Origin of the sequence: Bartonella tribocorum CIP 105476, from assembly GCF_000196435.1 — a bacterium.
In the GTDB taxonomy this organism is placed as follows: domain Bacteria; phylum Pseudomonadota; class Alphaproteobacteria; order Rhizobiales; family Rhizobiaceae; genus Bartonella; species Bartonella tribocorum.
This window is the reverse complement of sequence record NC_010161.1, coordinates 948,934-963,186: the sequence shown is the minus strand read 5'-3', so window position 1 is coordinate 963,186 and position 14,253 is coordinate 948,934. Positions and strand designations below refer to the sequence as shown.

The 14,253-nt window shown below is 41.9% G+C and carries 9 protein-coding genes and 3 tRNA genes; all 12 read right to left on the bottom strand.

From position 1 onward, the window contains the following. Positions 1–14: 14 nt before the first annotated feature. On the bottom strand, positions 15–4,226 hold the full coding sequence (gene rpoC / locus BTR_RS04265; RefSeq protein WP_012231481.1) for a DNA-directed RNA polymerase subunit beta': 4,212 nt from the start codon (positions 4,224–4,226) through the stop codon (positions 15–17). 170 nt (positions 4,227–4,396) lie between these two features. Beyond that, a complete protein-coding gene (rpoB, locus tag BTR_RS04260; protein WP_012231479.1) occupies positions 4,397–8,548 on the bottom strand; it encodes a DNA-directed RNA polymerase subunit beta in 4,152 nt (1,383 codons plus the stop codon). A gap of 286 nt (positions 8,549–8,834) precedes the next feature. Next, the gene (gene rplL, locus BTR_RS04255) at positions 8,835–9,206 is read right to left on the bottom strand and encodes a 50S ribosomal protein L7/L12 (protein ID WP_012231477.1); all 372 of its coding nucleotides are present in this window, start codon (positions 9,204–9,206) and stop codon (positions 8,835–8,837) included. 101 nt (positions 9,207–9,307) lie between these two features. Beyond that, positions 9,308–9,826 (bottom strand): 50S ribosomal protein L10, encoded by a 519-nt coding sequence (rplJ, locus tag BTR_RS04250; RefSeq protein ID WP_012231475.1) that lies wholly within the window; start codon positions 9,824–9,826, stop codon positions 9,308–9,310. A gap of 357 nt (positions 9,827–10,183) precedes the next feature. Continuing rightward, positions 10,184–10,888: a 50S ribosomal protein L1 gene (gene rplA / locus BTR_RS04245; RefSeq protein ID WP_012231473.1), complete on the bottom strand. Its 705-nt coding sequence runs from the start codon at positions 10,886–10,888 to the stop codon at positions 10,184–10,186. Between the two features lie 4 nt (positions 10,889–10,892). Next, on the bottom strand, positions 10,893–11,321 hold the full coding sequence (gene rplK / locus BTR_RS04240) for a 50S ribosomal protein L11 (protein ID WP_012231471.1): 429 nt from the start codon (positions 11,319–11,321) through the stop codon (positions 10,893–10,895). A gap of 149 nt (positions 11,322–11,470) precedes the next feature. Further along, entirely contained in the window at positions 11,471–12,001 is a 531-nt protein-coding gene (gene nusG / locus BTR_RS04235; protein ID WP_012231469.1) for a transcription termination/antitermination protein NusG, read from the bottom strand. A gap of 20 nt (positions 12,002–12,021) precedes the next feature. Then, positions 12,022–12,234: a preprotein translocase subunit SecE gene (gene secE / locus BTR_RS04230; RefSeq protein ID WP_012231467.1), complete on the bottom strand. Its 213-nt coding sequence runs from the start codon at positions 12,232–12,234 to the stop codon at positions 12,022–12,024. Between the two features lie 233 nt (positions 12,235–12,467). Next, positions 12,468–12,543: transfer RNA gene (locus BTR_RS04225), tRNA-Trp, on the bottom strand. A gap of 47 nt (positions 12,544–12,590) precedes the next feature. Further along, on the bottom strand, positions 12,591–13,766 hold the full coding sequence (tuf, locus tag BTR_RS04220) for an elongation factor Tu (protein ID WP_012231465.1): 1,176 nt from the start codon (positions 13,764–13,766) through the stop codon (positions 12,591–12,593). 181 nt (positions 13,767–13,947) lie between these two features. After that, positions 13,948–14,021, bottom strand: a tRNA-Gly gene (locus tag BTR_RS04215). A gap of 31 nt (positions 14,022–14,052) precedes the next feature. After that, positions 14,053–14,136, bottom strand: a tRNA-Tyr gene (locus BTR_RS04210). Positions 14,137–14,253: the final 117 nt, after the last annotated feature.

Here is a 14,253-nt window from a genome sequence, read left to right as displayed (position 1 = left end):
ATATTGTCTTTAAATTATTTAGAAACGGATTCAGCTGTCATATTTGTCAACATAGCTTTGGCCACTTCGTTATTACTAGACTTACGTTGCTCATCTACAATCAAATCATCACGAACTGCTGCAATACGACGGATTTGAGAAATCGTGCCCCCTGTACCAGCAGGAATAAGACGGCCAACAATAACGTTTTCTTTAAGTCCTTGCAAAGTATCAATTTTACCAGAAACCGCTGCTTCGGTCAGAACACGCGTTGTTTCCTGAAACGATGCCGCAGAAATGAAAGAAGGCGTTTGAAGAGAAGCTTTTGTAATTCCAAGAAGAATGGGATTACCAGATGCGGGTTTCTTCCCTTCTGCAATTAAATTATCATTGATTTCATCAAGTTCAATACGATCAACATTATCACCTGGAATATAACCAGAATCTCCTGATTCAGTAATTTCAACTTTTTGCAACATTTGGCGAACAATCACTTCAATGTGCTTGTCATTGATAAGAACACCCTGCAAACGATAAACCTCCTGAATTTCATTAACAAGGTAAGATGCCAAAGCTTCAACACCCTTAATCGCCAAAATATCATGAGGGGCTGGATTACCATCAAGGATATAATCACCCTTTTCAATTTGATCGCCTTCTTGGAAGTGAAACAACTTACCTTTTGGAATCAAATATTCTACTGGCTCAAGAGTTTCATCATTTGGTTCAATAATAATACGGCGTTTATTCTTATAACCGCGGCCAAATCGAATTGTACCACTGACTTCAGCAATAATCGCATGATCTTTTGGACGACGCGCTTCAAAAAGCTCTGCCACCCGTGGTAGACCGCCCGTAATATCTTTCGTCTTGGCACTTTCCATTGGCAAACGAGCAATAACATCACCCGCTTTAACATGAGCACCAAGTTCGACAGAAAGAATAGTTTCCACCGACATCATATAACGGGCTTCACCTCCTTTATACAATTTAGCAATGGATTTACCTTCTTTATCCGCGTGGATAATAATAGCTGGTTTGAGCTCTGCACCACGTGGATTAGCGCGCCAATCAATCACCAAACGCTTTGTAATCCCCGTCGATTCATCAGCTGTTTCAGTGACCGATAAACCATCAACCATATCTTCAAAACCCACATAGCCTTCAACTTCCGTCAAAATTGGACGTGTATAAGGATCCCATTCCGCTATACGTTGGCCACGTTTAACCACATCACCATCATCAACAAAAATATGTGCTCCATAGCTAATACGATGCACAACGCGCTCTTTTCCTAACTCATCCTTGATAAGAATAGCCATATTACGCCCCATAACAACCAAATGGCCTTCAGAGTTACGCGCCACATTACGATTACGAATCTCTACCGTACCTTCATAAGAGGCTTCTAAATACGATGAATCAACAACCTGCGCAGTTCCTCCTAAGTGGAAAGTACGCATAGTTAGCTGTGTTCCCGGCTCACCAATTGACTGAGCAGCAATAACACCAACCGCTTCTCCCTGATTAACCGGTGTACCACGCGCCAAATCACGACCATAGCATTTTGCACAAACACCAAGACGTGTTTCACAGGTTAAAGCAGAACGAATTTGAACAGATTGAATTCCGGCTTCTTCAATCTTTGCGACATCAGCCTCCTCAATCATCGCTCCACCTTCAAGAATAACCTCTCCAGAGACAGGATGTAAAATATCAACAAGGGCTGTACGACCAAGAATTCTTTGCCCAAGGGAGGCAACAATTTGTCCTGCATCAACAATTGGCTGCATGGTAAGCCCTTTTGCCGTACCACAATCAACGGCTGAAATAATAGCATCCTGTGCAACATCAACAAGACGCCGTGTGAGATAACCAGAGTTCGCCGTTTTTAACGCAGTATCAGCAAGCCCTTTACGCGCACCATGTGTAGAGTTAAAGTATTCGTTAACAGTTAGACCTTCCTTAAAATTGGAAATAATAGGTGTTTCAATAATTTCACCCGATGGTTTTGCCATTAATCCACGCATACCAGCCAATTGTCTCATCTGGTTAGCAGAGCCACGAGCACCAGAGTGCGACATCATATAAATCGAATTCATAGGCCGTTGACGACCGGTTTTAGGATCAAAATCGACGGCTTGAATTCGTTTCATCATTTCATCCGCAACACGGTCTGTACATTTACCCCAAGCGTCTACAACCTTATTGTATTTTTCACCTTGTGTAATCAAACCATCATTGTATTGCTGTTCGTATTCTTTAGCCAAAGCTTCTGTTTCTGCAACCAAACGTGACTTGCTATCAGGGATAACCATATCATCCTTACCGAATGAAATTCCTGCACGACAAGCATAAGAAAAACCAAGCTGCATAATACGGTCACAAAAAATAACCGTCTCCTTTTGTCCACAGTGGCGATAAACATAATCAATCATTTTAGAAATATTCTTTTTTGTCATTTCTTGATTGACAATATCAAATGAGATATTCGGATTTCTGGGCAAAAGCTCACCGATAATCAAACGACCAGGTGTTGTATCATAAAGTTTAGCAACTTCTTTTCCATCCTTGCCCATATTCTTAACACGGCCCTTAATCTTCGTATGAAGCGTTACGACCTTATTTTCTAAGGCATAATGAAGCTCACCTATATCAGAAAAAGCCATTCCCTCACCGGGTTCTTTTTCAGAAACAATCGAGAGATAATAAAGTCCAAGAACCATATCCTGTGATGGAACAATAATGGGGGCACCATTAGCTGGATGAAGAATATTATTGGTCGACATCATCAAAACACGGGCTTCAAGCTGTGCTTCAAGAGAAAGTGGAACGTGAACAGCCATCTGATCTCCATCAAAATCCGCATTAAAAGCGGTACATACCAATGGATGAAGTTGGATAGCCTTTCCTTCAATTAAGATAGGTTCAAAAGCCTGAATCCCCAAACGGTGCAATGTTGGCGCACGATTGAGTAAAACAGGATGTTCACGAATAACCTCATCTAAGATATCCCAAACTTCTGGATGCTCTTTCTCAACAAGCTTTTTTGCTTGTTTTACAGTTGAGGAATACCCTTTCGCATCAAGCCGTGCATAAATAAAAGGCTTAAATAATTCAAGGGCCATTTTTTTGGGAAGACCACATTGATGTAATTTTAATTCAGGACCTGTCACGATAACAGAGCGCCCCGAATAATCAACACGCTTTCCAAGCAGGTTTTGACGAAAACGGCCTTGCTTCCCCTTTAACATATCTGAAAGAGATTTTAACGGACGTTTATTGGCTCCCGTAATCACACGCCCACGCCGTCCGTTATCAAACAATGCGTCAACAGCTTCTTGCACCATACGCTTTTCATTACGCACGATAATCCCAGGAGCACGCAATTCAATCAGCCGTTTCAAGCGGTTATTACGATTGATAACACGTCGATAAAGATCATTTAGATCTGATGTCGCAAAACGTCCACCATCAAGTGGAACCAATGGACGCAAATCCGGTGGAATAACCGGAATTGTTTTCATAATCATCCACTCTGGTTTATTCCCAGATTCAAGAAAATTTTCAACGATCTTAAGCCGTTTAATTAATTTTTTCTGTTTTAACTCTGAAGTTGTTTCCGCTAATTCGAGACGCAAATCATTGGCAATTTTATCCAACTCCATCCCCGCTAAAAGCTCATAAATAGCCTCAGCACCAATCATAGCTGTAAATTGATCTTCTCCAAACTCATCAATAGCAAGCATATATTCTTCTTCAGAAAGAAGCTGGTGGAGTTTAAGAGATGTCAACCCTGGCTCGGTTACAATATAATTCTCAAAATAAAGAACCCGCTCGATATCTTTTAAAGTTAAATCTAAAAGTGTAGAAATACGACCTGGCAACGATTTAAGAAACCATATGTGTGCAACAGGTGCGGCAAGCTCAATATGCCCCATACGCTCACGACGTACGCGCGAAAGAGTAACTTCCACACCACATTTTTCACAAATAATGCCCTTATATTTCATGCGTTTATATTTGCCGCATAGACATTCATAGTCCTTAATAGGGCCAAATATACGCGCACAAAAAAGACCATCCCGCTCTGGTTTAAAAGTTCGATAATTAATAGTCTCAGGCTTCTTAATCTCACCATACGACCAAGATAAAATCTTCTCAGGACTCGCAATGGAAATACGAATAGAGTCAAATGTTTGCGCTGGCGCTTGAGGATTGAAAAGATTCATGACCTCGTGGTTCATGCTGTTCTCCTTCAAAGATTCTTAGAACCTGTTGTAATATCTCTTTTTCATTTTATAACAGATCTTCTTTAAAATACATTGACTTTTAAAAATGACCTATATGATCCGAATAAGGTTATTGAGCCTCTTAAAGTAATCAGAGCGCACTCGTTTCTAGTGCGCTCCTTGAATTATTGTTCTACCCTATCAGATAAAACACGCTGTGCAATAAGTTCACGCGCATCATCAAGCTCTACATTAAGAGCGAGTGAACGCATTTCTTTTACCAACACATTAAAGCTCTCAGGGATACCGGCTTCAAATGTATCATCACCACGCACAATCGCTTCATAAACTTTCGTCCGACCAGCAACATCATCCGATTTTACTGTCAACATCTCCTGCAAAGTGTATGCAGCACCATAAGCTTCAAGTGCCCACACCTCCATTTCACCAAAACGTTGTCCACCAAACTGTGCCTTTCCTCCCAATGGCTGCTGGGTAACAAGTGAATAAGGACCAATAGAACGTGCATGAATCTTATCATCAACAAGGTGATGCAATTTCAACATGTAAATATACCCCACCGTTACTGGACGATCAAAAGGTTCTCCTGTGCGACCATCATAAAGCGTAACCTGCCCTGAACTATCTAGCCCCGCATCTTCCAGCATCATGTTGATATCAGATTCATGTGCTCCATCAAAAACAGGCGTTGCAATTGAAACCCCTTTCTTCATCTGAAGTGCCAATTTATAAAGGCTTTCGTTATCATACTGACGAACAGGTTCATTATGATTATCATCAGGCATAAGATTTTCAATACGCTGACGTAAAGGAAGTATATCACCAGTCTCTTGATATAACTCCAACAAATCACCAATCTTTTTGCCCATCCCCGCACATGCCCAACCAAGATGCGTCTCAAGAATTTGCCCAACATTCATACGGCTAGGCACACCAAGCGGATTTAAGACGATATCAGCATGCGTTCCATCTTCAAGAAAGGGCATATCTTCTACGGGAAGAATACGTGAAACAACACCCTTATTCCCGTGACGTCCCGCCATCTTATCACCTGGTTGGATTTTACGCTTCACAGCCACAAAAACCTTTACCATTTTCATGACACCAGGAGGCATTTCATCGCCTCTTTGGACCTTTTCAACTTTATCCATAAAGCGACGTTGTAATGCTTCTTTTGATTCATCATACTGCTTACGCAAAGCTTCAATTTCATTTTGAAGCTTTTCATCCTCAACAGCAAATTGCCACCACTGCGAACGTGGATAACGCCCCATCACCGTACTATCAAGCTTTTTGCTCTCCGAAAAGCCTTTCGGACCTTCTACAGCGACTTTACCGGTCAACATATCAGTAAGACGCGCATAAACATTACGATCAAGAATGGACTGTTCATCATCACGGTCTTTTGCTAAACGCTCAATTTCTTCACGCTCAATTGCCATAGCGCGCTCATCTTTTTCCACACCATGGCGATTAAAAACGCGAACCTCAACAACAGTACCAAACGTCCCAGGAGGCATACGCATAGAAGTATCACGAACATCAGATGCCTTTTCACCAAAAATTGCACGCAGAAGTTTTTCTTCCGGTGTCATGGGACTCTCACCCTTTGGTGTAATCTTTCCAACCAAAATATCACCCGGTTGAACTTCAGCACCAATATAAATAATGCCAGCTTCATCAAGATTCCTTAATGCCTCTTCCGCAACATTAGGAATATCACGCGTAATTTCCTCAGGCCCAAGTTTTGTATCCCGTGCTGCCACTTCAAATTCCTCAATATGAATTGAAGTAAACACATCATCCGCAACAATGCGCTCAGATAACAAAATGGAATCTTCGTAGTTATATCCATTCCAAGGCATGAAGGCGACAAGAACATTCCGCCCAAGAGCCAAATCACCAAGATCCGTCGATGGACCATCTGCGATGATATCCCCCTTCTCTACCCGATCACCGACATGCACAAGAGGACGCTGATTAATACAAGTGGATTGATTAGAACGCTGAAATTTTTGTAAGCGATAAATATCAACACCTGATTTTGAAGGATCTAAATCTTCTGTTGCACGGATAACAATACGGGTCGCATCAACTTGATCAACAATACCACTGCGTTTTGCACTTACAGCAGCTCCTGAATCTCGTGCAACAACAGCTTCCATTCCCGTACCAACAAATGGTGCTTCAGCACGTACAAGAGGAACTGCCTGACGCTGCATGTTTGATCCCATCAGTGCACGATTCGCATCATCATTTTCCAAAAAGGGAATAAGCGCAGCTGCAACTGAAACCAACTGTTTTGGTGAAACATCCATCAAATCAACATGATCGCGCGGCGCCATTAAAACTTCACCAGCATGACGGCAAACAACAAACTCTTCTGTAAAACGTCCTTCACTATCTAATGAAGAATTTGCTTGAGCAACATAATGCTTTGCTTCTTCCATTGCTGAAAGATAAATAACTTCTTTGGTAACTTTACCATCAATAATTTTACGATACGGGCTTTCAATAAAACCATATTTGTTAACCCGAGCAAATGTTGCTAAGGAATTAATCAGACCAATATTGGGACCTTCTGGTGTTTCAATCGGACAAATACGACCATAATGGGTAGGATGGACGTCACGAACTTCAAAGCCCGCACGTTCACGAGTCAACCCCCCTGGGCCAAGAGCAGAAAGACGACGCTTATGGGTGATTTCCGACAATGGATTGGTTTGATCCATAAACTGCGACAATTGTGAAGATCCAAAAAACTCACGAACTGCTGCTGCAGCAGGCTTTGCATTGATCAAATCCTGCGGCATAACTGTATCAATTTCAACCGATGACATACGCTCTTTTATCGCACGCTCCATACGCAGCAAACCAATGCGATATTGATTTTCCATCAACTCCCCAACGGAACGAACACGACGATTGCCAAGATTATCAATATCATCAATTTCACCACGGCCATCACGCAACTCAACCAACATCTTAACAACAGCAAGAATATCCTCTTGACGTAAAACGCGAACGGTATCTGGACAATCAAGATCCATACGCAAATTCATCTTAACACGTCCAACGGCCGAAAGATCATAACGCTCTGGATCAAAAAACAATGAATGGAACATTGCTTCTGCTGTATCGATTGTTGGAGGCTCACCTGGGCGCATTACTCGGTAAATATCAAACAATGCATCCTGTCGACTTTCATTTTTATCCACCTTTAAAGTATTGCGGATATAGGCGCCAATATTCATGTGATCAATATCAAGGATATTGATTTGATCAGCACGAACATCAAGCAAAATTTTTAATACTTTTTCGTCAATTTCATCACCAGCTTCAAGGTAAATCTCACCTGTCTCGTAATTGACAATATCCTCGGCAAGATAACACCCTAATAAATCATCTTCACTAACTTTAACCGCCTTAAGTCCCTTTTCTGCTAAAGATTTTGCGGTGCGAACTGTTAGCTTTTTACCGGCTTCTGCAACAACTTCACCACTATCTGCATCTATAAGGTCGGAAATGAGCTTCATTCCTTTAAAACGATCAACAGAATAAGGAACACGCCATCCTTCTCCATCACGCTCATAAGTTACCTTATCATAAAACGTTGACAAAATATCCGACCCATCCATACCTAGGGCCATTAAAAGACTGGTAACAGGGATCTTGCGCCGCCGGTCAATACGCGCATAAATGATGTCCTTAGCATCAAACTCAATATCCAGCCAAGAGCCACGATACGGAATAACACGAGCAGCAAAAAGCAGTTTTCCCGATGAATGGGACTTCCCTTTATCGTGGTCAAAAAAGACACCAGGAGAACGATGCATCTGAGAAACAATAACTCGTTCCGTACCATTAACAATAAAGGTACCATTGGTCGTCATTAAAGGCATATCGCCCATATAAACGCCCTGCTCTTTAATGTCTTTGATATCTTTGGAGCCAGTATCCTCATCAATATCAAAAACAATCAAACGCAATATGACCTTTAATGGGGCAGCATAAGTTAAATCACGTTGACGACATTCTTCAACATCAAATTTTGGTAAATCAAATTCATAACCAACAAACTCAAGCATCGCTGTACCGGAAAAATCGGAAATAGGAAATACCGATTTAAAAACAGCTTGCAAACCTTCATCTGGTCGTCCACCTTTTGGTTCCTCAATCATGAGAAACTGATCATATGACGCTTTTTGAACCTCAATAAGATTCGGCATCTCTGCTACTTCAGGAATCTTACCAAAAAATTTGCGCACCCGCTTACGACCATTGAATTGAGACATCATTGCGTGAGTCTGAGCCATCGTCGCTCCTTGATCCTTACTCTTCAAGGTAGACCAACCTTGAAAGCCTTATATCATTAACCTGCATATGCAGATCAGTTCACTTGACACCCAATAATGAGCATCGTTAACTTTCCTCACCAACACAAGCCTTTTTTTGACTTGGCTCTATGATGAGAGATGAGTAATCCAACCCTATACCCACTACTGTAATTAAACCGTTGGTAAAAGTTTTTTTACTCTTTACTTTCTCTCTTTTTAAAGAAAGAAAATCGGCGAACATCAATGTTCGCCGATAAAATTAAATTTATTTAAGTTCAACTTTAGCACCAGCTGCTTCAAGTTGAGATTTAATTTTTTCCGCCTCTTCTTTAGAAGCGCCTTCTTTAATAGGCTTAGGTGCTCCTTCAACCAGATCTTTTGCTTCTTTAAGACCAAGTCCCGTAAGAGCACGAACTTCTTTAATAACATTAATTTTTTGTGCGCCACCTTCAACAAGAATAACATCAAATTCTGTTTTTTCTTCAGCAGCTGGAGCAGCAGCACCAGCAACAGCAGCAACAGCGACAGGAGCAGCAGCCGAAACGCCCCACTTTTCTTCAAGTAACTTAGAAAGCTCAGCAGCTTCCAAAAGGGTTAGATTAGAAAGGTCTTCTACGATCTTCGCTAGATCAGCCATTTTTAAATTCCTTTAATTAAAAGATTTGAACCATTATTAAAACTTATTCAAAAAAACAGAAAAGCTTTAAAGCTCTTCCATCAACGTGAATACAAACAGCCTTAAGCCGCCTTATCCTCCTGAGCATATGCTCCAATGACACGTGCAACCTGACCTGCAGGTGCATTAACAACCTGTGCAATACGGGTCGCAGGGGTAGAAATCATACCCACAAGTTTTGCCCGCAACTCGTTTAATGAAGGCAATGAAGCCAATGACTTCACAGCATCTACAGTTAAACTTGTTGCACCCATTGAACCGCCAAGGATGACAAATTTGTCATTGCTTTTTGCAAAATCAACAGCAACTTTTGGTGCTGTGATTGGATCTTCTGAATAAGCAATAAGGGTTTGTCCTGTAAACAAACCCGCTATTGATTCAGATTCCGTGCCCTGAAGAGCGATTTTAGCAAGACGGTTTTTGGCGACTTTAACGGCACCGCCAGCTTCACCCATTTTCGAACGCAAATCGTTCATCTGTGAAACTGTCAGACCGGAATAATGTGCAACAACAACAGAACCAGACTTTTGAAAAGCCTCGTTAAGCCATGTAACAAATTCGCGTTTTTCCGCTCTATTCACTGTCTCTCTCCATTTAACAGATTTGCTTAAAACAAACCTGTTGGTTACCTTTGATAACATAAAATACTTCATGTCACCGATGAGGATCCTGTCCCCTTTTTCACGCACAGCGTTCAAAGGCAACCTTGGTTCAAACCCTTTAAGTCTTTTAACTCTCAGTTTTTACACCAGTCTCATGCAGGTTTTTTTTGATTAAGATACCTAAAGCATCACCTACAATCTCGGACAGGATATTCCGGAATTTCTCCCGGTACAACCTAAGCTCTATAAAGCTTAGATAGCTAAATGCCAGTCAAAACCGGCATTTAAAATATAATTTTGTTCGTCACTTACCTCAAAAAAAAATTATAAATCAGCTTATACTGACTCTGAACGAACCGTTGCTGGATCAACTTTAACACCAACTCCCATAGTTGAAGAAACAGCAACGCGCTTAATATACTCACCCTTTGCACCTTGCGGTTTTGCTTTAATAACTGCACTTGCAAAGGCTTTAATATTTTCCACGATTTTTTCAACGCCAAAAGAAGCCTTCCCGATACCAGCATGCACAATACCAGCTTTTTCAACACGAAACTCGACAGCTCCCCCTTTAGAAGCTTTGACTGCACCGGCAACATCAAGTGTTACAGTACCAACTTTCGGATTTGGCATCAAACTCCGTGGACCAAGAATCTTACCAAGACGACCAACAAGAGGCATCATGTCTGGTGTTGCAATACAACGATCAAAGTCAATCACTCCCCCATTAATACTTTCAAACAAATCTTCAGCACCCACAATATCAGCTCCTGCTGCCTTAGCTTCCTCAGCCTTATCACCACGAGCAAAAACGGCAACACGAATATTTCGCCCCGTTCCATTAGGCAAATGCGCAACACCTCGAACCATCTGATCAGCATGACGAGGATCAACACCCAAGTTCATTGAAATTTCAATTGTTTCATCAAACTTAGCTACGGCACGCTCCTTAACCATTGAAACGGCATCATTCAAAGCGTAAAGTTGATTAAAATCAACATCTTTGCGGATATTTTTTATTCTCTTTGCTACTTTTGCCATAACATTAGCCCACCACTTCCAAGCCCATCGAGCGCGCAGAACCTTCAACCATACGCATTGCTGCCTCAATGTCATTTGCATTAAGATCTTTCATCTTTGATTCCGCAATCGAACGAATTTTATCGCGAGAGATACTTCCTACGGACACTTTACCAGGCTCTTTTGAACCAGATTTCAGTTGTGCTTCTTTCTTTAAAAAGAATGATACAGGAGGTGTCTTGAGAGAAAATGTGAAAGACTTATCTTGGTAATACGTAATAACAACTGGAATCGGTGCCCCCTTTTCCATTTCTTGTGTCGCTGCATTAAACGCCTTACAAAATTCCATGATATTAATACCACGTTGTCCAAGAGCCGGACCAATCGGTGGAGACGGAGTAGCAGCCCCTGCAGGAACCTGCAACTTGAGCTGACCTATACTTTTCTTTGCCATAATAATCTGCCTTCAATTTCACTGGTATGCTAACAATTTATCTTACTCGCTACCCGCTGCAGTCATGTGGTTCGGATCATTAAGCCGACAAAAGCCGTAAATCACCTCCCACTCCTTCCTTAAAGTAATCAAAACTACCCTAAGTTTAATCAGAGTTTCTCAACCTGACCAAATTCCAAATCAACAGGCGTAGGACGCCCAAAAATGAGCACTTCAACCTTAAGACGAGAGCGCTCTTCCTCAACCTCTTGAACAACTCCATTAAACGAAACAAAAGGACCATCAGCAACGCGAACTTGTTCTCCAACCTCAAACAACACAGAAGACTTTGGAGATTCAACCCCTTCCTGAACTTGTTTGAGAATTTGATCAACCTCTCGATCAGAAATGGGGACAGGACGGGCATCCGACCCTAAAAAACCTGTCACCTTAGGCGTATTCTTAATAAGATGATAAACCTCATCTGTTAATTCAGCACGAACAAGAACATAACCAGGAAAAAACTTTCGTTCAGTATCAACTTTGCGTCCACGACGAACCTCTACAACACGTTCCGTTGGAACAAAAATCTTTTCAAACAGATGATCAAGTCCTTTTTGCTTCGCCTCCTTATCAATAGCTTCCGCTACTTTCTTTTCAAAATTCGAATATGCCTGAACAATATACCAACGAGCCGCCACAGTCACACTTCCTTACATTCTCAACCAAAAAGATATTTCAGAAGATCAATAACCCGCCAAACACCAAAATGCATAACCTGATCCACAATAAAAAAGAAAGCTGAAGCCAACGCCGTTACCAACAAAACCATAATAGTAGAAATAACCGTCTCGCGACGCGTAGGCCACTTCACTTTAACTGTTTCTGCATAAACCTGCTTCAAAAAGGCAATTGGATTGGTTTTAGATGCCATCGTCACACTATACTCTCTCTAGCCCTAATATACTCTCTTCTAGTCTCACTGTGTTTTAGGTTGTGTTTTATCCAACAAAACAAATACGAAAAAACACAAAAGCCAATTTCCAAACTGATGCAATTTTCTAATTCTTAATTCAATAGCGTTTCACACACAAAAAAACAAGCCCCCTATAAAAAAAAGCAAAAAGGCAGCAAAACCCACCCCCATATCTAAAACCCCATCCCCTTTGGCAGGGGCAGCAGGACTTGAACCCGCGACCTGCGGTTTTGGAGACCGCCGCTCTACCAACTGAGCTATACCCCTAACTCTCAAAACTAAAACACCTTTAGTAACCTTTCAGCAAGCATTATTTATTCAATGATTTTAGAGACGATACCGGCACCAACAGTACGACCACCTTCACGAATAGCAAAACGAAGTTTCTCTTCCATCGCTATTGGAACAATCAGAGACACATCCATTGCAACATTATCCCCTGGCATAACCATCTCCGTTCCTTCTGGAAGCGTGACAATACCCGTAACATCCGTCGTACGGAAGTAAAACTGTGGACGATAATTCGTGAAAAACGGTGTATGACGACCGCCTTCATCCTTCGTCAAAATGTAAGCCTCTGCCTTAAATCGTGTATGAGGTGTAACAGATCCGGGCTTCGCCAATACTTGACCTCGCTCAATCCCTTCACGATCAACACCACGAAGAAGAGCACCGATATTATCACCCGCTTGCCCTTGATCTAAAAGCTTGCGGAACATTTCAACACCCGTGACTGTTGTCTTAGACGTTGGACGAATACCGATAATCTCGATTTCTTCCCCAACTTTAATAACACCACGCTCAACACGACCTGTAACAACCGTCCCACGACCTGAAATCGAAAAAACATCTTCTATCGGCATCAAAAATGGCTGATCAACAGGACGCTCAGGGGTTGGAATATACTTATCAACTTCACTCATTAACAGACGAACCGCATCTTCACCAATGCTTTTATCCTTGTCCTCAAGAGCAGCCAACGCTGAACCTTTAACAATTGGCACATCATCACCTGGAAAATCATATTTGGATAAAAGTTCCCGAACCTCAAGCTCTACAAGATCCAAAAGTTCGCTATCATCAACCTGATCAACTTTATTAAGAAAAACAACGATCGCAGGAACACCAACCTGACGAGCAAGCAAAATATGCTCACGTGTCTGAGGCATTGGACCATCAGCCGCAGAAACAACCAGAATGGCACCATCCATCTGCGCGGCTCCAGTGATCATGTTTTTCACATAATCGGCGTGTCCTGGACAATCAACGTGGGCATAGTGACGATTTTCCGTTTCATACTCAACGTGGGCTGTAGAAATGGTAATCCCACGTGCACGCTCTTCTGGTGCTGCATCAATTTGATCATATGCTTTAAACTCACCAAAAAATTTCGTAATCGCTGCTGTCAACGAAGTCTTTCCATGATCAACGTGACCAATCGTACCTATATTAACATGCGGTTTTGTACGTTCAAATTTGCTCTTCGCCATCGCTATTAATCTCTTGTTTTTTCTCTATCTTTGTTAGCACCTAAAAAAGATCTGCAGAACTGAATCCAACTGGACCGTACACCAAGCCCAATCACCACAACCCTTAGACGAGAAATCCCGCCCACTTTGAATAATGGAATATCTTCCATCATACCTATTTGCCTAATCATCAACAACCATTTGGAGCGGGTAGCGGGAATCGAACCCGCATATTCAGCTTGGAAGGCTGCTGCTCTACCATTGAGCTATACCCGCATGACTCACTTACTAACTCTCCTTCGATGAATGGTGGAGGGGGTTGGATTCGAACCAACGTAGCATACGCAACGGATTTACAGTCCGCCCCCTTTAACCACTCGGGCACCCCTCCATTACACCGGCAAAGTCGCGCGATGAGGCATCACGACAATCATCTCGAATACCCATTCAATTCAATCTGATTGCGAAGTGGTTATGACGATTACGATTGTATCTGTCAACAGAATAA

Bases quoted from the DNA above. Each gene is read 5' to 3' on its own strand.
- rplL (WP_012231477.1), bottom strand. From the start codon at position 9,206: ATGGCTGATCTAGCGAAGATCGTAGAAGACCTTTCTAATCTAACCCTT.
- rpoC (WP_012231481.1), bottom strand. From the start codon at position 4,226: ATGAACCACGAGGTCATGAATCTTTTCAATCCTCAAGCGCCAGCGCAA.
- rpoB (WP_012231479.1), bottom strand. From the start codon at position 8,548: ATGGCTCAGACTCACGCAATGATGTCTCAATTCAATGGTCGTAAGCGG.
- rplA (WP_012231473.1), bottom strand. From the start codon at position 10,888: ATGGCAAAAGTAGCAAAGAGAATAAAAAATATCCGCAAAGATGTTGAT.
- rplK (WP_012231471.1), bottom strand. From the start codon at position 11,321: ATGGCAAAGAAAAGTATAGGTCAGCTCAAGTTGCAGGTTCCTGCAGGG.
- tuf (WP_012231465.1), bottom strand. From the start codon at position 13,766: ATGGCGAAGAGCAAATTTGAACGTACAAAACCGCATGTTAATATAGGT.
- secE (WP_012231467.1), bottom strand. From the start codon at position 12,234: ATGGCATCTAAAACCAATCCAATTGCCTTTTTGAAGCAGGTTTATGCA.